This is a genomic window from Streptomyces sp. NPDC048370 (genome assembly GCF_043200825.1).
In the GTDB taxonomy this organism is placed as follows: domain Bacteria; phylum Actinomycetota; class Actinomycetes; order Streptomycetales; family Streptomycetaceae; genus Streptomyces.
This window is the reverse complement of record NZ_JBICYI010000004.1, coordinates 285825-307752: the sequence shown is the minus strand read 5'-3', so window position 1 is coordinate 307752 and position 21928 is coordinate 285825. Positions and strand designations below refer to the sequence as shown.

Genomic DNA, 21928 nt, shown 5'->3' with positions numbered 1-21928 from the left:
CGACGAGTTGCTCGTGTCGTCAGAGGTGTTCCCACGGCACGGACGCGTACGCCTCGTGCACCCGCCCGATCAGTTCCTCGTCCACCGCGAACGTCACCTCGTCGATCCCGCCCACCGGCGCGATCCCCCGGGAGTTCGTCACGAACGCGGCGCGCATCCCCGGGAGGTCCGCCAGCGTCACCCGGCGGCGCACGGAGCCGAGCAGTGGTTCGAGGAGCGCCATGGTGATGCCCGTCAGGGCGGGTGCGGAGGGCCAGATCACCGAAGTGCCGTCCCAGAAGGCGATGTTGGTGACCGCGCCCTCCGCGATCTCGCCGTCCCGGGAGGTCAGCAGGGCGTCGTCGTAGCCCTCGCGGCGGGCCGCCTCGCCGAAGTAGGCCTGGCCGAAGCCGCCCAGGTGCTTGATGTGCGCGGCGGGGCGCCAGTAGTCGACGGACTTCAGCCGCTGCGGGGTCTCGGGCGGGGATGCCGGATCGCGGACGGTGACCACGAGGCGGACACCCCCGGGGCTCCCCGCGGAGCCGGCCCCGGAGCCCCCGGAGCTCCCCGCGGAGCCGGCCCCCGCGCCGCCCCCGTAGACGTACACCCGCGCCGTGGCGTCCCGTCGGCCCGCCGTCCGCAGGGCCTCGGCCAGCAGGTGGCGGACGTGCTCGCCGTCGATCCCCTGCCCGAACAGCTCGCGCGTGGCGCGGTCGAGGCGGTCGACGTGCAGGCCGTAGCCGCGCACCCGCCCGTCCCGTACCTGCATCGCCGTGAAGTGGCCGAAGCCGCTCATGAGGGTGGCGAGGAGCTCGGGACCGGCCGCGGGGACGCCGTCGATCTCGATGTGCGGAGGAGGAGTCGTCATGCCCTCACGGTATGCCGACCCCGACAGGAAAAATCGGCGCTTGACCTCAATCAAACTTGAGGTACCAGGATCCTCGGCATGGACACCGCATACACGAACTCCACGCCGCTCAAGCTCGCCGTCGTCGTCGCCAGCAACCGCGAAGGCCGGTTCGCCCCCGTCATCGCCGACTGGTTCCGGGCCCGCCTCGCCGAGCGCGCCGACTTCACCGTCGACGTCGTCGACCTCGCCGACGTCGACCTGCCCACCGCCCTCTCCTACGAGCCCTCCGCCGCCGTCCGCGCCGAACTGGCCAAGGTCTCCCCGGTCCTCGACGCCGCCGACGCCTTCGTCGTCATCACCCCCGAGTTCAACCACTCCTTCCCCGCCTCCCTCAAGTCCCTCATCGACTGGCACTTCGGCGAATGGCAGGCCAAGCCCGTCGGCTTCGTCTCGTACGGCGGGATGTCCGGCGGCCTGCGCGCGGTCGAGCAACTGCGCCTGGTCTTCGCCGAGATGCACGCCGTGACCATCCGCGACACGGTCTCCTTCCACAACGCGCACGGCCACTTCGACGAGGACGGCCGGCACAAGGACCCCGCGGGCCCCGACGCCGCCGCCAAGTCGCTGCTCGACCAGCTCGCCTGGTGGGCGCGGTCCCTGCGCGACGCCAAGGCCCTCGTCCCCTACGCCGCCTGACGGAAGGGCGCCTGCTGCCATGCTGCTCAAGCTCATCGCCGGTCGGCTCCGGCCCTACCGGCGGACCCTGGCCCTCGTCGTCCTCCTCCAACTCGTCCAGTCCCTCGCCTCCCTCACCCTGCCCACCCTCAACGCCGACGTCATCGACAACGGCGTGCTGCGCGGCGACACCGCCCATGTCCTCACCGGCGGCGGCCTGATGGCCGCCGTCACCCTCCTCCAGGCCGCCGCCGCGGCCGCCGCCGTCTACTTCGGCGCGAAGGTCGCCATGGGCGTCGCCCGCGACGTGCGCGCCGCCGCCTTCCGCCGGGTCCAGGACTTCTCCGCCCAGGAGATGAGCCGCTTCGGCACCGCCTCCCTCATCACCCGCACCACCAACGACGTCCAGCAGGTCCAGACGTTCGCCGTCCTCGTCCTGACGATGCTGGTGGCGGCGCCCCTGCTGTGCGTCGGAGGCATCGTCATGGCCCTCGACCAGGACGTCCCGCTCGCCCTGCTGCTCCTGCTCTTCGTCCCGCTGATGGCCGGGGGCGTCGGCACCGTCGTCCTGCGCATGCGGCCGCTCTTCCGGGGCATGCAGGAACGCGTCGACCGGGTCAACCGGGTGATGCGCGAGCAGATCACCGGCATCCGGGTCGTCCGTGCCTTCGTCCGCGACCGCCACGAGCAGCACCGCTTCGGCGAGGCCAACGACGAACTCCGCTCGGTCGGCACCCGGGCCGGCCGGCTCCAGGCCCTCATGTTCCCGATCGTGCTGATCGTCTGGGAGCTCTCGACCGTCGCCATCATCTGGGCCGGCGCCCACCGGATCGAGTCCGGGGCCCTGCAGGCCGGTTCACTGATCGCGTTCCTCGGCTATCTGCTCCAGATCATGATGTCGGTGATGATGGTCCTCTTCCTGCTGATGCACATGCCGCGGGCCGAGGTCAGCGCCGAACGCATCCGGGAGATCCTCGACACCGAACCCTCCGTCTCCGCCCCCGCCGCACCCGTCCACACCCTGCTCGGACCCGGCCTGCTCGACATCCACGACGCCCACTTCAGCTACCCCGGCGCGGAGGAACCCGTCCTGCGCGCCGTGAGCCTCACCGCCCGGCCCGGCCGCACCACCGCCGTCATCGGCTCCACCGGCAGCGGCAAGACCACCCTGCTCGGCCTCGTCGCGCGCCTCTTCGACGCCACCGCAGGGCAGATCACGGTCGGCGGCGTCGACGTCCGCGCCATGGACCCCGCGCTGCTCGCCCGTACCGTCGGACTCGTCCCGCAGAAGCCGTACCTCTTCTCCGGCACGATCGCGAGCAACCTGCGGTACGGCAGGCCCGAGGCGAGCGACGAGGAGCTGTGGCACGCCCTGGAGGTCGCCCAGGCCGCCGACTTCGTCACGGAGCTCCCCGAGGGGCTCGACGCGCCGGTCGCCCAGGGCGGCACCAACCTCTCCGGCGGCCAGCGCCAGCGCCTCGCCATCGCCCGGGTCCTCGTCGCCCGCCCCCGGGTGTACCTCTTCGACGACTCCTTCTCCGCCCTCGACAACCGCACCGACTCCGTGCTCAGAGGGGCCCTGAAGGAGGAGACCGCCGACGCGACGGTCGTCGTCGTCGCCCAGCGCGTCTCCACCATCCGCGACGCCGACCGGATCGTCGTCCTCGACCAGGGCCGGGCCGTCGGCAGCGGCACCCACGAGGACCTCATGCGGACCAACGCCACCTACCGGGAGATCGTCCTCTCCCAGCTCACCGAGGAGGAAGCAGCATGAGCGACGCGCAGCGTGGGAAGGGGCGCGCCCCGCAGCGCCGTGGGCCCGCAGCGCAGCAGCGCGGCCCCGGCGTCGCCACCCCGTCCCTCGAACGCTCCCTGGACTTCGGCGCCTCCGGCCTGCGGCTGCTGCGCACCATGGCCCCCGAGCGCCCCCGGCTGATCGGCGTCCTCGCCGCCGCGGCCGCGAGCGTCGCCCTCGCCGTCCTCAGCCCGCTGCTCCTCGGCCGCGCCACCGACCTCGTCGTCTCCGGCGCCGCGACCCCGGCGGGCGTCGACTTCCGGGCCGTCGGCGAGACGCTCGCCCTCGCCTTCGCGGCCGTCGTCGGCTCCGCCGCGCTCAACTGGCTGCAGCAGCGCCTCGCCACGACCGTCGTCCAGCGCGCCGGGCACCGCCTTCGCGCGGAGGCCCAGGCCAAGCTGGCCCGGCTGCCACTCTCGTACGTCGACGGGCAGCCGCGCGGCGAACTCCTCAGCCGCACCACCAACGACATCGACAACATCGTCCAGACCCTCCAGCAGGCCTTCGGCCAGATGGTCCGGGCGCTCCTCACGCTCGTCGGCGTGCTGGTGATGATGTGCTGGATCTCGCCGCTGCTCGCCCTCGTCGCCCTCGCGACCGTCCCCGTCTCGCTGCTCGTCGCGGCCCGGATCGGCAAGCGCGCCCAGCCGCAGTTCGTGAAGCAGTGGGCCGTCACCGGCCGGCTCAACAGCCACGTCGAGGAGATGATCACCGGGCACGCGGAGGTCGTCGTCTTCGGACGGCGGGACGCGGCCGTGGCGCGCTTCGACGAGCTCGGCGAGGAGCTGTACGGGGCGAGCTTCCGCGCCCAGTTCATCTCCGGCTTCATCCAGCCGGCCCTCACCTTCGTCGGCAACCTCAACTACGTCCTGATCGCGGTCGTCGGCGGGCTTCGGGTGGCGAGCGGCACGCTGAGCGTCGGCGACGTGCAGGCGTTCATCCAGTACTCGTACGAGTTCAACGGCCCGATCAACCAGATCGCGGCCATGGCCAACCTGCTGCAGTCCGGGGTCGCCTCCGCCGAGCGGGTCTTCGACCTCCTCGACGCGGAGGAGGAGCCCCCGGCACCGGCCGCCGCGCCGGGGAGCCGTCGCGAGCAGGCCGTCGGCCGGGTCTCGTTCGAGAAGGTGTCCTTCCGCTACGAGCCGGAGAAGCCGCTCGTCGAGGACCTGTCTCTGACGGTGGAGCCGGGCCAGACCGTCGCGATCGTCGGCCCGACGGGCGCGGGCAAGACGACGCTCGTGAACCTGCTGATGCGGTTCTACGACGTGACCGGTGGCCGGATCACCCTCGACGGCGTGGACATCTCGGCGATGTCCCGCGAGGAGCTGCGGTCCGGGATCGGCATGGTCCTCCAGGACACCTGGCTCTTCGGCGGGACGATCGCCGACAACATCGCGTACGGCGTTCAATCGGAAGGGGCTGCGCGCAGCGCATCGGACAAGGGTGGTGGTGGGCGGCGGGAGGGCGTCTCGCGCGAGCGGATCGTCGAGGCGGCCATGGCCTCCCACGCCGACCGGTTCATCCGCACCCTGCCCGACGGCTACGACACGGTCCTCGACGAGGACGGCGTCGGGCTCAGCGCCGGCGAGAAGCAGCTGATCACGATCGCCCGGGCGTTCCTGTCCGAGCCGGTGATCCTGGTCCTGGACGAGGCGACCAGCTCCGTCGACACCCGTACCGAGGTGCTCATCCAGAAGGCGATGTCCTCCCTCCGCGAGGGCCGTACGTCCTTCGTGATCGCCCACCGGCTCTCCACCATCAGGGACGCGGACGTGATCCTGGTGATGGAGAACGGCTCGATCGTCGAACAGGGCACGCACGACGAGCTGTTGGCGACCGGCGGCACCTACGCCCGGCTGCACGCGGCCCAGTTCGCGGCGGCGGCGTGAGCGCGGGGCGGGGCGGTGACGGTGGTGCGGGCTTGGGCGGGGCGGACGGGCGGGCGCGGGGCGGACGTGCGGGCGCCGGGCCGGGCGGTGGTGAGTACGGTGGGCCGCGTGACCCTCGCACTCACCGTACTCACCACCACCGACAGCCCGGCCAAGGCCCAGGAGCTCGCGCGCGGGGCGGTCGAGGCCCGCCTCGCCGCCTGCGCGCAGGTCTCAGGACCGGTCACCTCCGTCTACCACTGGCGGAAGGCGATCGAGACCGAGGAGGAGTGGCAGGTCCTCTTCAAGACGACGGAAGCGCGCTACGAGGAGCTCGAGGCCCACCTCCTCGCCGCGCACGACTACGAGACCCCGGAGGTCCTCGCCACCCCGGTGGTCCGCGCCTCGGCCGCGTACCTGGCGTGGCTGGAGGCCGAGACGACCGACGCTCCGGACGCCGCTGCCGCCGAATGACCGAACTGCCCTTCTTCGTCTACGGCACGCTGCGGCCGGGCGAGTACAACCACGACCGCTTCCTCCTCGGCCGCACGGCCCGGGAGGAACCGGCGCGTCTGCCGGGCGCGCTGCTGTACGACGGCCCCGGCTACCCCTACGTCGTGCCGGGCGAGGGCCTGGTCGCGGGCGACCTGGTGACCGCCGCGCCGGACGCGTACGCCGAACTCCTCGCCGTACTCGACCGGGTGGAGCTCCCCGCCGGGTACGAGCGGGCGGAGCGCGCGGTGGTACGGGTCGGGGACGGGGCGACCGTACGGGCCTGGGTCTACTTCGCTGCCGCCGGCACCCCGTACGGGCCGCTCATCAGGGGCGGGGACTGGCGGGCTCGACCCGGACCGCGCACGTCTTGAACTCGGGCATCCGGGAGACGGGGTCGAGCGCGGGGTTGGTGAGGGTGTTGGCGCGGCCCTCGCCCGGCCAGTGGAACGGCATGAAGACCGTGTCCTGGCGGATGGCCGTGGTGATCCGCGCGGGCGCGACCGCCCGCCCCCGCCGCGACACGACGGCGACCCGCTCGCCCTCGGCCACCCCGATCCGCTCGGCGAGCCGCGGATGCAGCTCCACGAACGGCCCGGGCGCGGCCGCGTTCAGCTCGTCGACGCGCCGGGTCTGCGCCCCGGACTGGTACTGCGCGACGACCCGCCCGGTGGTCAGCACCACCGGGTACTCGGCGTCGGTCTCCTCGGCCGCCGGGCGGTGCGTGACCGCCACGAACCGCGCGCGTCCGCTCGGCGTCGCGAACCGGTCGAGGAAGAGCCGGGGGGTCCCGGGGTGGTGGCCCGCGCCTGCCGACCCCGTGGGCCCTGCGCCTGCCGGCCCCGTGCCTGCCGGCCCCGCGCTCTCCGGGCAGGGCCAGAAGACGCCGTTCTCCTCGCGCAGGCGGCGGTAGCTGATGCCCGAGTAGTCCGCGGGGCCGTCCGCAGACGCGCGGCGGAGCTCGTCGAAGACCTCCTCCGGGTCCGTCGGGAAGCCCTTCTCCCGGCCGAGGAGAGCCGCGAGCGCGTGCAGGACCTCCAGGTCCGTGCGGACCCCTTCGGGCGGGGTGATCGCCCTCTGCCGCAGCAGCACCCGCCCCTCCAGGTTGGTCGTGGTCCCCGTCTCCTCCGCCCACTGGGTGACCGGCAGCACCACGTCCGCCAGCTCCGCCGTCTCCGACAGGACCACGTCCGCGACCGCCAGGAAGTCCAGCGAGCGCAGCCGCCCCTCGATGTGCGCGGCGCGCGGCGCCGAGACGACGGGGTTGGAGCCCATGAGGAGCAGCGACTTCACGTCGCCTCCCAGCGCGTCCAGGAGTTCGTACGCGCTCCGGCCCGGCCCCGGCAGCGAGTCGGGGTCCACCCCCCACACCCCCGCCACGTGCGCCCGCGCCGCCGGGTCGTCCAGCTTCCGGTAGCCGGGCAGCTGGTCCGCCTTCTGGCCGTGCTCACGGCCGCCCTGGCCGTTGCCCTGGCCCGTGAGGCACCCGTACCCGCTCAGCGGCCGCCCGGCCCGGCCGGTCGCCAGGCAGAGGTTGATCCACGCGCCGACGGTGTCCGTGCCCTTCGACTGCTGCTCCGGGCCGCGCGCGGTGAGCACCATCCCGCTCTCCGCGTCGCAGAACATCCGCATCGCGTCCCGCAGCAGCGGCACGGGCACGCCCGTGATCCGCTCGACCAGCTCGGGCCAGTGCGCCATCGCCCCGGCCCTGGCCGCCTCCCACCCCTCCGTACGCTCCCGGACGAACCCCTCGTCCACCCGCCCCTCGGCGACCACGAGATGGAGCAGACCGAGCGCGAGCGCGAGGTCGGTGCCGGGGCGGGGCGCGAGGTGGAGGTCGGCCTGCTCGGCGGTGCGGGTGCGGCGCGGGTCGATGACGATCAGCTTCCCGCCGTTCGCCTTCAGCTCGGTGAGGTAGCGCAGCGCGGGCGGCATGGTCTCGGCCAGGTTGGAGCCGACGAGGATCACGCAGCCGGTGCGCGGGATGTCCTCCAGGGGGAAGGGAAGCCCCCGGTCGAGCCCGAACGCCCGCTGGTGCGCGGCCGCCGCGGAGGACATGCAGAAGCGGCCGTTGTAGTCGATCTGCGAGGTGCCGAGCACGACCCGGGCGAACTTGCCGAGCGCGTACGCCTTCTCGTTGGTGAGGCCGCCGCCGCCGAAGACCCCCACGGCATCGGGTCCGTGGTCGGCGCGGGTCCGGCGCAGCCCGTCGGCGACGGCGGCGAGTGCCTCCTCCCAGGAGGCGGACTTCAGGACACCTGTGTCAGGGCATCGGACCAGGGGCCCGGTCAGCCTGACCCGGGAGGAGAGTACGGCCGGGGCGGTACGGCCCTTGCCGCACAGCGCGCCCCGGTTGACGGGGAAGTCGGGGCGCTCCACCACCTCCACGGTGCCGCCCGCGGGGCGCAGCGACATGCCGCACTGGAGGGCGCAGTAGGGGCAGTGCGTGGGGGTGGTGACAGCCTCGGACATGCGGAAAGCGTGCGACGGGCGTGTTACGGGAGGCGGCGCGCCGCATTACAAGTCCCGCGCGTTCTGCTCCTTGGGAGGGCGCGCGAGGGGTGAGGAGCGGGGCGGTGCGAGGCCGGGCGGTGCGAGGCCGGGCGGTGACGGGCCGGGCGGTTGAGGGTCCGGGTGGTTGAGGGCCGGGGCGGTGAGGGCCCGGGTGGTTGGTTGGGGGGAGAGAGGCCGGGGCGGTGAGGGCCCGGGCGGTTGAGGGTCCGGGTGGTTGAGGGCCGGGGCGGTGAGGGCCCGGGCGGTCATCGGCCGCGGCCGTTGGGTCAGCCCGCCGAGGCGAGCGCCTCCGTCACGCCCCGCTCGCGTTCGCCGAGGAAGTGGGGGTCGGGCCGCAGCGTCGCGTCCACGGCGGCCTTGCCCGCCGCGACGAGCTCCCGGACACCGCCGTAGTAGAAGACGGAGTCGTGGGGTTCGACGACCTTCACCCCGTACGAGTCGATGCCGGCCGCCCGGCAGAGCGCGACGGCCCGCTTGATGTGGAAGTCCTGGGTGACGAGCACGGCCCGGTGGACCCCGAAGATCTTCTTCGCGCGGACGCAGGAGTCCCAGGTGTCGAAGCCCGCGTAGTCGCTGACGATCCGGCCGTCCGGCACCCCGCGTTCGGTGAGGTACGTCCGCATCGCGTCGGGCTCGTCGTACTCCACGCGGCTGTTGTCGCCGGTGACGAGGACGACCTTGACCTTGCCCGCGCGGTAGAGCTCGGCGGCCGTGTCGAGCCGGTGCGCGAGGTACGGCGTCGGCCGCCCCTTCCACAGGCCGGCGCCGAAGACGACGGCGACGTCCTGCGCGGGCACCTCGGCGGTGGTGCGCAGCCGGCTGTCGGCGACGGCGTGCGTCCAGGTGGCGGGGGCGAGGGCGAGGACCGTGCCGAGCATGACGGCCTGGACGGTACGGCGGCGGGCCCGCGTGGAGCGCGGCAGCGGGGAGAGCCGCGTGAGCCCGTGCGTGACCCGCTTCAACCGGAGCGGCACCCGCTGCAGCGGGGCGGGTACGCGAACGCGTCGCAGGCCGCGCATGGATGAACCTCCGTGGATCTTGACTGTCCCGTCACCCTGTTCGACGCGAACGCGGGACGTTCGGTTCGCTCCGGCCGTACAGAACCGTGGCGAGCGCGACGCCGACGAGCGCGCCGAGGAGCTGTGCCCCGACGAAGCCGGGCAGCGAGGCGGGGGCGATGCCGGTGAAGGAGTCGGAGAAGGAACGGCCGACCGTCCCGGCCGGGTTGGCGAAGGAGCCCGAGGAGGTGAACCAGATCGCGGCCAGCAGGTATCCGGCCACGGCGACCGGGGCGAGCGAGGAGCGGCCGATGCGGCGCAGCCCCTGGACGAGCAGGACGAGCCCGGCCGTGGCGACGGTCTCGCCGAGCAGCAGATGGACGTCGGAGCGGACGGCGGTGGACCAGGTGCCCGGCGCCCGCCCGAACATGGCCTCGGCGAGCAGGGCCCCGGCGACGGCCCCGGCGAACTGGGCGGCGACGTAGACGGCCACCTCGCGGATCCCCGGAGCGCCGTCCTCGCCCCGCCGGGCCCACCACTCGGAGAGGGTGACGACGGGGTTGAGGTGGCCGCCGGAGAGCGGGCCGAGGAGCGCGATGAGCAGGCCGAGCCCGAGGGCGGAGGCGAGCGAGTTGGCCAGCAGCCGCACCCCGACGTCCTGGCTGAGCGCGGCCGCCTGGATGCCCGATCCGACGACGACGGCCACCAGCGCGGCGGTGCCGACGAGTTCGGCGAGGGCGCGCCGGGGCAGCCCGGGGGAGGGAGAGGGAGTCATTCGCATGGTGGAAAAGATATTCCGCTAGATAAAAGAATGAGAGAGGATAAAAGAATGAGAGGGGAAGGGGTAAAGCCGTACGATCCGCAGATGATCAGCGAGGCTGCCATCAACAACGCGGAGTGGTGCGACGCGATGTGCCGCGCGCACGGCCACCCCGGAAACTTCGGGCGGAGCGCCTGGACCAACGGCCGCCGCACGCCGCTGTACTACCCGGACGCCGTGACGCTGTCCGCCGACGCGTCGGTACGGGACGTCCTGGACGGCATCGACCGCAGCACCCCCGGGGCCTCGGTCAAGGACTCCTTCGCCTGCCTCGACCTGACCGCCGAGGGCTTCCGGCCGCTCTTCGAGGCGCGTTGGATCCACCGGCCCGGGTGGCTCCCCGCCCCCGAGGTCGCCGTGCCGGCGGACACGTCGTGGCGCCCGGTCCGCGACGCGGCGGAGCTCGCCGCCTGGGCCATGGCGTGGAGCGGCGGGGACGCGGACGAGGCGGCGCTCTTCCGCGCCGAACTCCTCGCCGACCCGGCGACGAAGGTCGTCGCGGGGTACGGCGCCGACGGCCGGATCACCGGGGGAGCGGTGCTCACCGACAACTGGCGGGTGACCGGCGTCTCCAACCTCTTCGCCGCCGAGGGAACCGACCCGGTCGAGGCCTGGGCCGGCTGCCTGAGCCTCGTCGACGCGGGCAGCCCGGTCGTCGGCTACGAGTCCGGCGACGACCTGCCGCCCGCGCTGGCCGTGGGCTTCGAGGAGCTCGGCCCACTGCGGGTCTGGCTGGCCACCGACGCCTGACAGCCGCGTCGGGCGGACCGTGAGCCCGTGGAAAACACTCGTGACGCCCGCGCAACGGGGAGGCAACGCGGCGCGGTCACGATCGGTGCATGACGGAGCGGGACAGTACGTTCGACAGCACGGCCGAGCTGCTCGGCATGATCACGACGCGGCTGGGCGCGCAGCTGAGCCACGTCCATCGCAACGGTGTCCGACGCGACCGCCCCACCCTCGTCGCCGTCGGCCACGGCAGCCGCGACCCGCGCGCCCGCGCCGCCCTCGCCGACCTGGTCGAACGGGTCCGCGAACTCCGCCCAGGCCTCGACGTCCGCCTCGCCCACATCGAACTGAACCCCCCTCTCCTCCCGGACCTCCTCACCGACCTCACCGGCCCCACGGAGGCAGACGCCGCGCCGGCCGGGGTGCCGCTGGGGCCGGGACCCGCGCTGCCGACCGGGGTTTCCGCGGCCGCCGGACACGCCGGGCCGAACCGGGTGCCCGCGGGCGACGGACATGCCGGGCCGGCCGGTGGTTCCGCGGTCGACGGACTCGCCGGGCCGCCCCGGGTGCCCGCGGCCGCCGGACATGCCGGGCCGCCCCGGGTCTCCGGGGCCGACGGACTCGCCGGGCCGCCCCAGGCTTCCGCGGCCGACCGACACGCCGTGGCCGGCGGGGGCCCTCCGGCCGGGCGACGTGCCGTCCTCGTGCCCCTGCTCTTCGGGCCCGGGTATCACGTCAAGTACGACCTGACCGCCGCTGCCGCCGCCGTACCCGACGGGCGTGTCCGGATCGCCGCGCCGCTCGGTCCGCACCCGCTGCTCGTCGAGGCCCTCGCCGACCGGCTCGCCGAAGCGGGCTGGACCTCCGCGGACAGTGCCTCGCGCTCCACCGGTGTCGTCCTCGCGGCGGCCGGCTCCCGCGACCGCGAGGGGCTCGCCGCCGTCCGCCGGATCGCCGCCGCGCTCTCCGAGCGGCTCGGCGGGGTGCCCGTCGTCCCCGCGTACGCCTCCGCCGCCACGCCCACCGTCCCCGAGGCGCTGCGCGTGCTCGCCGCCCGGGGCCGCCACCGGGTCGCCGTCGCCTCCTGCTTCACCGCCCCCGGTCTCTTCGCGAGCCGCGCCGCCGCCCACGCCCCCTGGATCGCCTCGCCCCCGCTCGGCGCCCACCCCTCCCTCGCCCGCCTGGTCCTCCACCGCTACGACGAGGCCCTGGCAGCCCTGACGGCGTCCGCCCCCGCAGCTACACCTCCCTCCTCCACATCCACACCCGCACCCACTCCCACGAACGCGCCCGCTCCCCACCCCGTGCCCACCTGGCGAGAACTCGCCTCCGCCTAGACCTCCGCCCAGAGCTCCAACCAGTCCTCCACCCAGCCCGCAGCCGAAAGACACCCGTCGAGCGCCCCACTGTCCGTCCCGCCCGTTACCTTCGGTGCATGGAAGGCTTCACGGACACCCCAGGCATCACGGACACCCCCGGCTACGACGACGCCGCCACCGAGCGCTGGGCCGCCGAGCCCGACAAGCGCCCGGGGCGGACCGCCTTCCAGCGGGACCGCGCGCGCGTGCTGCACTCCAGCGCCTTGCGCCGGCTCGCGGGCAAGACCCAGGTCGTCACCCCCGGCTCCCGGAGCCACGCCTGGGACGCCAGCCCCCGCACCCGCCTCACCCACTCCCTGGAGTGCGCCCAGGTCGGGCGCGAGCTCGGCGCCGCACTCGGCTGCGACCCCGATCTCGTCGAGGCCGCCTGCCTCGCCCACGACATGGGCCACCCGCCCTTCGGGCACAACGGCGAGGTCGCGCTCAACGAATTCGCCAAGGACTGCGGCGGCTTCGAGGGCAACGCCCAGTCGCTGCGCCTGCTCACCCGTATCGAACCCAAGCGGTTCATCGCCGACGCCACCACCGGCGAGCCCGTCAGCGTCGGCCTCAACCTCACCCGCGCCGCGCTCGACGCCGCCACCAAGTACCCCTGGCCGCGCGGCGGTCACCCCGAGAACCCCGACTCGTCCAAGTTCGGGGTGTACGAGGACGACCTCCCCGTCTTCCTGTGGGCCCGGCAGGGCGCTCCCGCGGACCGCAAGTGCTTCGAGGCCCAGGTCATGGACTGGTCCGACGACGTCGCGTACTCCGTCCACGACTTCGAGGACGGTCTGCACGCCGGCCACATCGACCCGAACATGCTCTTCTCCGAGCCCGAGCGCGCCGACATCTGGCGCGTCGCCATCGGCCGGTACGTCCCGCACGACACCGACCCGCAGGAGCTCGCCGACGCCCTCGACCGGCTCGTCGACCAGGACTGGTGGCCGCACGGCTACGACGGATCGGCCGTCGCCCAGGCCCGCCTGAAGGACGCCACCAGCCAGCTGATCGGCCGCTTCGCCCTCTCCGCCGAAGGAGCCACCCGGCAGGCGTACGGTTCAGGACGCCTCACCCGGTACGCGGCCGAGCTCGTCGTCCCCCGCGAGACCCGCAACGAATGCGCCGTCCTCAAGGCCGTCGCCGACCGGTACGTCATGCAGCGCGCCGAGCAGGAGGCCCTCCGGGCCGACCAGCGCATCGTCCTCGCCGAGCTCGCCGAGGCGCTCACCGCCCGCGCCCCCGAGGGCCTCGACCCCCAGTTCCGCGCCCTCTTCGACACGGCGGACGACGACAGGTCACGCAAGCGGGTGATCATCGACCAGATCGCCTCCCTCACCGACGCCTCCGCCCGCACCCTCCACTCCCGCCTCAGGCACGGCCGCCCCTAGGACCTGTCCGGCGGATCATGGCCGGGGCCGCGGCTATCCGACCCTGATCCGCCGGACAGCCCCTAGGACCTGTCCGGCAGTCCCCAAGGCGCCCCCGCCGGGACCCGCCCTCTTTCGTCATCACGCTCCGTGCGGGACGCTCGGCTCAGGGCCCGAGGCGGAACGGCTCGCCGAACGCCCGGAGGCGTAGCGTAGAACCGGTCGCAACGAGGAGGCATCAAGTGGTCGACGCAGATCAGACCTTCGTCATCGTCGGCGGAGGACTGGCCGGTGCCAAGGCGGCGGAGACGCTCCGCTCCGAGGGGTTCACCGGCCGGGTGATCCTCATCGGCGACGAGCGCGACCACCCCTACGAACGCCCACCGCTCTCCAAGGGCTACCTCACCGGCAAGGAGGAGCGCGACAGCGTCTTCGTGCACGAGGCCGCCTGGTACGCCCGCGCCGAGGTCGAGCTCCACCTCGGGCAGCCCGTCACCGCCGTCGACCGCGAGGCCCGCACCGTACGCCTCGGTGACGGCACCACCATCCGCTACGACCGGCTGCTGCTCGCCACCGGCTCCGAGCCGCGCCGCCTCGACGTCCCCGGCACCGGCCTCGCCGGCGTCCACCACCTGCGCCGGCTCGCCCACGCCGACCGGCTGCGCCACGTCCTGGCCTCCCTCGGCCGCGACAACGGCCACCTGGTGATCGCGGGCGGCGGCTGGATCGGTCTCGAGGTCGCCGCCGCGGCGCGCGGTTACGGCGCCGAGGTCACCGTCGTCGAGTCCGAGCCCACCCCGCTCCACCAGGTCCTCGGCCCCGAGCTCGGCCAGCTCTTCGCCGATCTCCACACCGAGCACGGCGTCCGCTTCGTCTTCGGCGCCCGGCTCGCCGAGATCGTCGGCCAGGACGGCATGGTCCTCGCCGTCCGCACCGACGACGGCGAGGAGCACCCCGCGCACGCCGTCCTCGCCGCGATCGGCGCCGCCCCGCGCACCGCCCTCGCCGAGGCCGCCGGACTCGCCCTGGTGGACCGCGCCCACGGCGGGGGCGTCGCAGTCGACGCGTCGCTGCGCACCTCCGACCCCGACATCTTCGCGGCCGGCGACGTCGCCGCCGCCCACCACCCGCTCCTGAACACCCGGCTGCGCGTCGAGCACTGGGCCAACGCCCTCAACGGCGGCCCGGCCGCCGCCCGCGCCATGCTCGGCCGGCAGGTCTCGTACGACCGCGTCCCGTATTTCTTCTCCGACCAGTACGACCTCGGCATGGAGTACTCGGGCTGGGCCCCGCCCGGCTCCTACGACCAGGTCGTGCTCCGCGGCGACGTCGGCAAGCGGCAGTTCATCGCCTTCTGGCTCAAGGACCGCAAGGTCCTCGCCGGGATGAACGTGAATGTGTGGGACGTCACAGACCCCATCCAGAAGCTCATCCGCGCCCAGTCCCCCGTGGACCCCGACGCCCTCGCCGACCCCTCCGTCCCCCTGGAGAGCCTCGTCGACTAGGGGGCCGGTCGGTTCCCCGCCCACGTAGACTTCCTGCGTGGCAGGCAGGATCAACGATGACGACGTGAAGGCGGTACGGGACGCGGTCCCGATCGACGCCGTCGTGTCCGAGTACCTCCAGCTCCGCAACGCCGGCGGCGGCAACCTCAAGGGCCTGTGCCCCTTCCACGACGAGAAGTCCCCCTCCTTCCAGGTCAGCCCGAGCAAGGGCCTGTTCCACTGCTTCGGCTGCCAGGAGGGCGGCGACACCATCGCCTTCGTGATGAAGATCGACCACCTCTCCTTCTCGGAGACGGTCGAGCGCCTCGCCGCCAAGGCGGGCATCACCCTGCGGTACGAAGAGGGCGGCTACAACCCCGGCCACCAGCGCGGCGAGCGCATCCGGCTGGTCGAGGCGCACAAGGTCGCCACCCAGTTCTACATCGACCAACTCGACTCGCCCGAGGCCGAGATCGGCCGGAAGTTCCTCGCCGAGCGCGGCTTCGACCAGTCCGCCGCCGCGCACTTCGGCGTCGGCTACTCCCCGGCCGGCTGGGACCACCTCACCCGCTTCCTGCGCGGCAAGGGCTTCTCCGACAAGGAGCTGATCCTCTCCGGGCTCTCCCAGGACGGCCGCCGCGGCCCCATCGACCGCTTCCGGGGCCGGCTGATGTGGCCGATCAGGGACGTCGGCGGCGACGTCGTCGGCTTCGGCGCGCGCAAGCTCCGCGACGACGACAACGGGCCGAAGTACCTGAACACGCCCGAGACGCCGATCTACAAGAAGTCCCAGGTGCTCTACGGCATCGACCTGGCCAAGAAGGACATCGCCAAGGTCAGCCGGGCCGTCGTCGTCGAGGGCTACACCGACGTCATGGCCTGCCACCTGGCCGGCGTCACCACCGCCATCGCCACCTGCGGCACCGCCTTCGGCGGCGACCACATCAAGATCCTCCGCCGGCTCCTGATGGACAACGGCTCGGCCCGCGTGATCTTCACCTTCGACGGCGACGCGGCCGGCCAGAAGGCCGCCCTGCGCGCCTTCGAGGACGACCAGAAGTTCGCCGCCGAGACGTACATCGCGATCGCCCCCGACGGCATGGACCCCTGCGATCTGCGGCTAGCCAAGGGCGACCAGGCCGTCGCCGAGCTGGTCGAGCCGCGCACCCCGCTGTTCGAGTTCGCGCTGCGCCAGATCGTGAAGCGGTACGACCTGGAGACCCCGGCCGGCCGGGCCGCCGCCCTCGACGAGGCCGCGCCGATCGTCGCCAGGATCAAGAACGTCGCCTCCCAGCACGAGGTCGCCGTCCAGCTCGCCGGCATGCTCGGCATCCTCGACACCCCGTTCGTGGTCAAGCGCGTCGCCCAGATCGCGCGCTGGCAGCGCGACCGGGGCGGCCGGGGCGCCCCGGGCCCCTCGACCCCCCAGCATGGGGGTGCCTCCGCTGCCCGAAGGGCCACGGGGGAGTACGAGTCCCTCCAGGCGCCCGCCGCGAGCGGCGGCCCCGCGCTGAACCTGCGCAGCCCCGCGCACCGCACCGAGCGCGAACTGCTCAAGCTCGCCCTCCAGCGTCCCGAGCTGGTCTCCCCGGCCTTCGACGCGTACGGCGCCGACGAGTTCACCGCCCCGCCCTACGCGGCCGTCCGCCAGTGCGTCCAGGACGCGGGCGGCGCCACCGGAGCCCCGGCCGACTACCTCTCCGCCGTCCGCGAGGCCGCGCCCAACGACACGGTCCGCGCGCTCGTCACCGAACTCGCCGTCGAGACGATCTTCGCCAAGGTCGTCGACGAGATCTACGCGGGCGCCCAGCTCGTCCAGGTCCGCCTGCGCGCCGTCGACCGCCGCGTCCGCGACATCCAGGGCACCCTGGCCCGCCTCGGCGCGAACGGCGACCCGACCCAAGCGGCCGCCGTACAGAACGAGTTGTGGGTCCTCACCCAGTACGCCCAGTCCCTCCGCACCAACGGCGCAGCAGCCCTCTAGAGCAGGCTCTGACGTTCGGTCACCTCCCGAACTCAAAAAGTCACCGCACGCCCCTCGTGGCAGTGATGTGTCGTACCCCACACTGGGAAGCGGTGCCTGAGCCCCCGGAGCACCGGCAGCGATCACCCTGGAGGTCGCCCCCGTGCAGACCCAGACCCTGTCCCCGACGGACGTCGTGCCCGGGCAGCGCCCGGCCGCCCACCATCCGGAGGCGCCCACCCCGGCCGCCCCCGCCGAGCCGGCCGAGGGAGCCGATCCGCCGGAGCCCACCGAGTTCGTGGACGACACACCCGAACCGGAGCCGGTGCCGCGCCGCGTCACCGATCTCGGCGGGAGCGGGCCCTCCTCCGACCTGTTCCGCCAGTACCTGCGCGAGATAGGCCGCATCCCCCTGCTCACCGCCGCCGAGGAGGTCGAGCTCGCCCGCCGCGTCGAGGCCGGGCTCTTCGCCGAGGCGAAGCTCGCCGGCACCCCCGACCTGGACTCGCAGCTGGCGCTCGACCTGGACCGGCTCGTCGTCCTCGGCCGGATGGCGAAGCGCCGGCTCATCGAGGCCAACCTGCGGCTCGTCGTCTCCGTCGCCAAGCGGTACGTCGGGCGCGGACTGACCATGCTCGACCTGGTCCAGGAGGGAAACCTGGGCCTGATCCGGGCCGTCGAGAAGTTCGACTACGCGCGCGGCTACAAGTTCTCGACGTACGCGACCTGGTGGATCCGCCAGGCGATGTCCCGGGCCCTCGCCGACCAGGCCCGGACGATCCGCGTCCCCGTCCACGTCGTCGAGCTCATCAACCGGGTGATCCGGGTCCAGCGCCGCATGCTCCAGGAACGCGGCTACGAACCCACCCCCGAGGAGGTCGGCGCCCAGCTCGACCTGGCCCCCGAGCGGGTCGGCGAGGTCCTGCGCCTCGCCCAGGAACCGGTCTCCCTGCACGCCCCCGTCGGCGAGGAGGACGATGTCGCCCTCGGCGACCTCATCGAGGACGGCGACGCCACGAGCCCCGTGGAATCGGCGGCGTTCCTGCTGCTGCGCGAGCACCTGGAGGCCGTCCTCTCCACCCTCGGCGAGCGCGAACGCAAGGTCGTCCAGCTCCGCTACGGCCTCGACGACGGCAGGCCCCGCACCCTGGAGGAGATCGGCCGGCTCTTCGGCGTGACGCGCGAACGCATCCGCCAGATCGAGTCGAAGACCCTCAACAAGCTGCGGGACCATGCCTTCGCGGACCAGCTCAGGGGCTACCTGGACTAGTCCGCCGAGTCCGGCCGGCCCGGTCAGTCGACCTCGGCGACCGCCTGTGCGAACTGGGCCGCGTACAGCCGCGCGTACGCGCCGCCGGACGCCAACAGCTCGTCGTGCGTGCCCTGTTCGACGATCGAGCCGTTCTCCATCACCAGGATCACGTCCGCGTCCCTGATGGTGGAGAGCCGGTGGGCGATCACGAACGAGGTGCGCCCGTGGGCGAGTCGGGCCATCGCCTTCTGGATGAGGACCTCGGTACGGGTGTCGACCGAGCTGGTCGCCTCGTCCAGGACCAGGATCACCGGATCGGACAGGAACGCCCGCGCGATGGTGATCAGCTGCTTCTCGCCGGCGCTGACGTTGCCGCCCTCGTCGTCGATGACGGTGTCGTAGCCGTCGGGCAGGGTCCGGATGAAGCGGTCGGCGTGGGCCGCCCGCGCCGCCTCCTCGATCCGCTCCCGCGTGATCTCCCCGCTCGCCCCGTACGCGATGTTGTCGGCGATCGTCCCGCCGAAGAGCCAGGTGTCCTGGAGGACCATGCCGATCCCGGACCGCAGCTCCTCGCGGGACATCGCCGAGATGTCCACGCCGTCGAGGGTGATCCGGCCGCCGGTCACGTCGTAGAACCGCATCAGCAGGTTCACGAGCGTCGTCTTGCCCGCGCCCGTCGGGCCGACGATCGCGACCGTGTGACCTGGCTCCACCGTCAGGGACAGCTCCTCGATGAGCGGCTTCTCCGGCTCGTAGCGGAACGACACCTCCTCCAGGGCGACCTTGCCCTGCGACTCCGACGGCCTCTCGCTCGCCGGGGAGTCCGGGGTCTGCTCCTCGGCGTCGAGGAGCTCGAAGATCCGCTCGGCGGAGGCGATGCCCGACTGCACCAGGTTCGCCATCGACGCGACCTGCGTCAGCGGCATCGAGAACTGGCGGGAGTACTGGATGAACGCCTGCACGTCACCGATCGACAGCGTGCCGCTCGCCACTCGCAGTCCGCCGACGACGGCGACGAGGACGTAGTTGATGTTCGAGATGAAGAACATCACCGGCTGCATCACACCGCTGTTGAACTGGGCCTTGAAGCCGGCCTCGTACAGCGCCTGGTTCTGCTCGCGGAAGTCGGCGGCCGACTCGTCCTGCCGCCCGAAGACCTTCACCAGGGCGTGGCCGGTGTACATCTCCTCCACATGGGCGTTGAGGGTGCCCGTGGACTTCCACTGCTGCACGAAGTGCGGCTGCGAGCGCTTGCCGACCTTCGTGGCCACGACCACCGACACCGGCACGGTCACCAGCGCGACCAGCGCGAGGAGCGGCGAGATCCAGAACATCATCGCCAGGACGCCGACGATGGTCAGCAGCGAGTTGATCAGCTGGCCCATCGACTGCTGGAGCGTCTGGGAGATGTTGTCGATGTCGTTGGTGGCCCGGCTCAGCACCTCACCGCGCTTGGCCCGGTCGAAGTACGACAGCGGCAGCCGCGCCAGCTTCGCCTGGACGTCCTCCCGCATGCGGTAGACGGTCCGGTTGATCACCTTGATCGACATCCGGGTCGACACCAGCATGAGCAGACCGGCCGCCACATAGATCGCCAGGACCCACAGCAGCACCTCGCCGACGGCCGTGAAGTCGATGCCCTGCCCGGGGGTGAAGTCCACCCCGGACAGCATGTCCGCCATCCCGCCGTCGCCCTTGGCCCGCAGGCCCTCGATCGCCTGCGCCTTCGTCGTGCCGTCGGGCATCGGCCGCCCGATCACGCCCGCGAAGATCAGGTCGGTCGCCTTGCCGAGGATCTTCGGGCCGACCACCGAGGCCGCCACGCTGAGCACACCGGCGATCAGCATCAGCCAGAGCGCGCCCCGCTCGGGCGCCAGCTGCCGCAGCAGTCGCTTGCTGGAGCCCTTGAAGTCCATCGACCGCTGGTCGGGGCCTCCACCGGCCATCATTCGTCCACCAGGACCGGCCATCAGGCTGCCTCCGCCTCGGTCAGCTGGGAGAGCACGATCTCCCGGTACGTCTCATTGCCCGCCATCAGCTCGTGATGGCGTCCGGTGCCCACGACCCGGCCCTCGTCGAGGACCACGATGCGGTCGGCGTCCCGGATGGTCGACACCCGCTGGGCGACGATGACGACGGTCGAGTCCGACGTCTCCGACTTCAGCGCCTCCCGCAGCAGCGCGTCGGTCCGGTAGTCGAGCGCCGAGAACGAGTCGTCGAAGAGATAGATCTCCGGCCGCTGCACCAGCGTCCGGGCGATCGCGAGCCGCTGCCGCTGACCGCCGGACACATTGGTCCCGCCCTGCGCGATCGGCGCGTCGAGCCCGTGCTCCAGCTTCTTCACGAAGTCCGCCGCCTGCGCGACCTCGAGCGCGTGCCACAGCTCCTCGTCGCTCGCGTCGGGCTTGCCGTACCGCAGGTTCGTCGCGACCGTGCCCGAGAAGAGGTACGGCTTCTGCGGCACGAGCCCCACGGTCCGCGCCATCAGCTCCGGGGCCAGCTTCCGTACGTCCACGCCGTCGACGAGAACCTCGCCGCCGGTCACGTCGAACAGCCGGGGCACCAGGCCGAGCAGCGTCGACTTGCCGCTGCCGGTCGACCCGATGATCGCTGTCGTCTCGCCCGGCCGCGCCACCAGCTCCACGTCCCGCAGGACCGACTCCTCGGCGCCCGGGTAGCGGAAGTCCGCGCTCCGGACCTCCAGGTGACCGCGCCGCCCCAGCTCGCGCACCGGCTCGGCCGGCGGCACGACGCTGCTCTCGGTGGCGAGTACCTCCTCGATGCGCTCGGCGCAGACCTCGGCGCGCGGCACCATCATGAACATGAAGGTGGCCATCATCACGGCCATCACGATCTGCATCAGATAGGCGAGGAACGCGGTCAGCGCGCCGATCTCCATCCCACCGCTGTCGATGCGGTGCGCTCCGAACCAGACCACCGCGACGCTGGAGATGTTCACGACCGTCATCACGGTCGGGAACATCAGCGCCATCAACCGGCCCGTCGCCATCGAGACGTCGGTCAGCTCGGTGTTGGAGACCTTGAACCGCTCCCGCTCGTAGTCGTCCTTCACGAAGGCCCGGATCACCCGGTTGCCGGTGATCTGCTCGCGCAGCACCCGGTTCACCGTGTCGAGCCGCTCCTGCATCGTCCGGAACAGCGGGCGCATCTTCTTCACGATCAGCGAGACCGCGATGCCGAGCACCGGCACGACCGCGATCAGCACCGCCGACAGCGGTACGTCGAGACTCAGCGCCATGACGATGCCGCCGACGCACATGATCGGCGCCGAGACCATCAGCGTGAACGCCAGCAGGACCAGCATCTGGACCTGCTGGACGTCGTTGGTCGTACGGGTGATCAGCGACGGGGCGCCGAACTGCCCGACCTCGCGGGCGGAGAAGGACTGCACCCGGTCGAAGACCGCGGCGCGGACGTCCCGGCCGAGGGCGGAGGCGGTCCTCGCCCCGTAGTACACGGCACCGACGTTGCAGACGACCTGGATCACCGAGACGGCGACCATCAGGGCGCCGAACCGCAGGATGTAGCCGGTGTCCCCGTTGACGACACCGTTGTCGATGATGTCCGCGTTCAGGGTCGGCAGGTAGAGGGACGCACAGGTCTGCAGGAACTGCAGCAGAACCAGCAGACCGATGGGCTTCTTGTACGGTCGAAGGTGGGTTCGGAGAAGTCGTAGGAGCACGGGTTCTACTATCGCCCGCGCCCCCACGACGTGACGACTGTGTTTTGTCGAGTCTTGAACGGACTCCGCTACCAG

Annotated in this window: 16 protein-coding genes and 1 pseudogene; 11 read left to right on the top strand and 6 right to left on the bottom strand. The window is 72.5% G+C overall.

The features are described 5' to 3' along the window. Nucleotides 1-19 precede the first annotated feature (19 nt). Nucleotides 20-847 (bottom strand): aminotransferase class IV, encoded by an 828-nt coding sequence (locus tag ACGFYP_RS12230; RefSeq protein WP_393490328.1) that lies wholly within the window; start codon nucleotides 845-847, stop codon nucleotides 20-22. 78 nt (nucleotides 848-925) lie between these two features. Between ACGFYP_RS12230 and ACGFYP_RS12225 the strand changes: the two genes are divergently transcribed. The 5 genes from ACGFYP_RS12225 (at nucleotide 926) to ACGFYP_RS12205 (ending at nucleotide 6036) form a co-directional block, all read left to right on the top strand. Next, nucleotides 926-1525 (top strand): NAD(P)H-dependent oxidoreductase, encoded by a 600-nt coding sequence (locus tag ACGFYP_RS12225; RefSeq protein ID WP_361965552.1) that lies wholly within the window; start codon nucleotides 926-928, stop codon nucleotides 1523-1525. A 19-nt stretch (nucleotides 1526-1544) separates the two neighbouring features. After that, complete coding sequence (locus ACGFYP_RS12220) at nucleotides 1545-3278, top strand: ABC transporter ATP-binding protein (RefSeq protein ID WP_393490321.1); 1734 nt, start codon at nucleotides 1545-1547, stop codon at nucleotides 3276-3278. Beyond that, nucleotides 3275-5191: an ABC transporter ATP-binding protein gene (locus tag ACGFYP_RS12215; protein WP_393490318.1), complete on the top strand. Its 1917-nt coding sequence runs from the start codon at nucleotides 3275-3277 to the stop codon at nucleotides 5189-5191. Before ACGFYP_RS12220 ends, ACGFYP_RS12215 begins: the two co-directional genes overlap by 4 nt. A gap of 108 nt (nucleotides 5192-5299) precedes the next feature. Next, nucleotides 5300-5644, top strand: a complete 345-nt coding sequence (cutA, locus tag ACGFYP_RS12210) for a divalent-cation tolerance protein CutA (RefSeq protein WP_393490314.1) — start codon at nucleotides 5300-5302, stop codon at nucleotides 5642-5644. Beyond that, complete coding sequence (locus ACGFYP_RS12205; RefSeq protein WP_393490309.1) at nucleotides 5641-6036, top strand: gamma-glutamylcyclotransferase family protein; 396 nt, start codon at nucleotides 5641-5643, stop codon at nucleotides 6034-6036. The genes cutA and ACGFYP_RS12205 overlap by 4 nt, the downstream gene beginning before the upstream one ends. Here ACGFYP_RS12205 and ACGFYP_RS12200 read toward each other — a convergent pair. The 3 genes from ACGFYP_RS12200 to ACGFYP_RS12190 form a co-directional block, all read right to left on the bottom strand. Then, nucleotides 5990-8134, bottom strand: coding sequence for a molybdopterin oxidoreductase family protein (locus ACGFYP_RS12200; protein WP_393490304.1), 2145 nt, complete (start codon nucleotides 8132-8134; stop codon nucleotides 5990-5992). The two genes, ACGFYP_RS12205 and ACGFYP_RS12200, sit on opposite strands and share 47 nt — an antisense overlap. A 308-nt stretch (nucleotides 8135-8442) precedes the next feature. Next, the gene (locus ACGFYP_RS12195) at nucleotides 8443-9195 is read right to left on the bottom strand and encodes a vancomycin high temperature exclusion protein (RefSeq protein WP_393490300.1); all 753 of its coding nucleotides are present in this window, start codon (nucleotides 9193-9195) and stop codon (nucleotides 8443-8445) included. A 31-nt stretch (nucleotides 9196-9226) separates the two neighbouring features. After that, on the bottom strand, nucleotides 9227-9955 hold the full coding sequence (locus ACGFYP_RS12190) for an aquaporin (RefSeq protein ID WP_393490297.1): 729 nt from the start codon (nucleotides 9953-9955) through the stop codon (nucleotides 9227-9229). A gap of 84 nt (nucleotides 9956-10039) precedes the next feature. Here ACGFYP_RS12190 and ACGFYP_RS12185 point away from each other — a divergent pair, with 84 nt between their 5' ends. The 6 genes and pseudogenes from ACGFYP_RS12185 to ACGFYP_RS12160 form a co-directional block, all read left to right on the top strand. Next, entirely contained in the window at nucleotides 10040-10744 is a 705-nt protein-coding gene (locus tag ACGFYP_RS12185; RefSeq protein WP_393490293.1) for a hypothetical protein, read from the top strand. An 89-nt stretch (nucleotides 10745-10833) separates the two neighbouring features. Beyond that, the gene (locus tag ACGFYP_RS12180) at nucleotides 10834-12060 is read left to right on the top strand and encodes a sirohydrochlorin chelatase (RefSeq protein WP_393490291.1); all 1227 of its coding nucleotides are present in this window, start codon (nucleotides 10834-10836) and stop codon (nucleotides 12058-12060) included. Between the two features lie 98 nt (nucleotides 12061-12158). After that, nucleotides 12159-13472: a deoxyguanosinetriphosphate triphosphohydrolase gene (locus ACGFYP_RS12175; protein WP_393490288.1), complete on the top strand. Its 1314-nt coding sequence runs from the start codon at nucleotides 12159-12161 to the stop codon at nucleotides 13470-13472. Nucleotides 13473-13693: 221 nt separating this feature from the next. After that, complete coding sequence (locus tag ACGFYP_RS12170; protein WP_393490284.1) at nucleotides 13694-14956, top strand: NAD(P)/FAD-dependent oxidoreductase; 1263 nt, start codon at nucleotides 13694-13696, stop codon at nucleotides 14954-14956. Between the two features lie 37 nt (nucleotides 14957-14993). Further along, on the top strand, nucleotides 14994-16919 hold the full coding sequence (gene dnaG, locus ACGFYP_RS12165) for a DNA primase (RefSeq protein ID WP_393490279.1): 1926 nt from the start codon (nucleotides 14994-14996) through the stop codon (nucleotides 16917-16919). Nucleotides 16920-17022: 103 nt separating this feature from the next. Further along, nucleotides 17023-18168, top strand: a pseudogene (locus ACGFYP_RS12160) (RNA polymerase sigma factor); the annotation flags it as partial. A 23-nt stretch (nucleotides 18169-18191) separates the two neighbouring features. Here ACGFYP_RS12160 and ACGFYP_RS12155 read toward each other — a convergent pair. Then, nucleotides 18192-20120, bottom strand: coding sequence for an ABC transporter ATP-binding protein (locus ACGFYP_RS12155; protein ID WP_393490274.1), 1929 nt, complete (start codon nucleotides 20118-20120; stop codon nucleotides 18192-18194). After that, a complete protein-coding gene (locus ACGFYP_RS12150) occupies nucleotides 20120-21853 on the bottom strand; it encodes an ABC transporter ATP-binding protein (RefSeq protein WP_393490270.1) in 1734 nt (577 codons plus the stop codon). Before ACGFYP_RS12150 ends, ACGFYP_RS12155 begins: the two co-directional genes overlap by 1 nt. Nucleotides 21854-21928: the final 75 nt, after the last annotated feature.

Coding starts and splice junctions, on each gene's coding strand:
- ACGFYP_RS12230 (WP_393490328.1), bottom strand. CDS start 847: ATGACGACTCCTCCTCCGCACATCGAGATCGACGGCGTCCCCGCGGCC.
- ACGFYP_RS12225 (WP_361965552.1), top strand. CDS start 926: ATGGACACCGCATACACGAACTCCACGCCGCTCAAGCTCGCCGTCGTC.
- ACGFYP_RS12220 (WP_393490321.1), top strand. CDS start 1,545: ATGCTGCTCAAGCTCATCGCCGGTCGGCTCCGGCCCTACCGGCGGACC.
- ACGFYP_RS12215 (WP_393490318.1), top strand. CDS start 3,275: ATGAGCGACGCGCAGCGTGGGAAGGGGCGCGCCCCGCAGCGCCGTGGG.
- ACGFYP_RS12205 (WP_393490309.1), top strand. CDS start 5,641: ATGACCGAACTGCCCTTCTTCGTCTACGGCACGCTGCGGCCGGGCGAG.
- ACGFYP_RS12200 (WP_393490304.1), bottom strand. CDS start 8,134: ATGTCCGAGGCTGTCACCACCCCCACGCACTGCCCCTACTGCGCCCTC.
- ACGFYP_RS12195 (WP_393490300.1), bottom strand. CDS start 9,195: ATGCGCGGCCTGCGACGCGTTCGCGTACCCGCCCCGCTGCAGCGGGTG.
- ACGFYP_RS12190 (WP_393490297.1), bottom strand. CDS start 9,955: ATGCGAATGACTCCCTCTCCCTCCCCCGGGCTGCCCCGGCGCGCCCTC.
- ACGFYP_RS12185 (WP_393490293.1), top strand. CDS start 10,040: ATGATCAGCGAGGCTGCCATCAACAACGCGGAGTGGTGCGACGCGATG.
- ACGFYP_RS12180 (WP_393490291.1), top strand. CDS start 10,834: ATGACGGAGCGGGACAGTACGTTCGACAGCACGGCCGAGCTGCTCGGC.
- ACGFYP_RS12175 (WP_393490288.1), top strand. CDS start 12,159: ATGGAAGGCTTCACGGACACCCCAGGCATCACGGACACCCCCGGCTAC.
- ACGFYP_RS12155 (WP_393490274.1), bottom strand. CDS start 20,120: ATGGCCGGTCCTGGTGGACGAATGATGGCCGGTGGAGGCCCCGACCAG.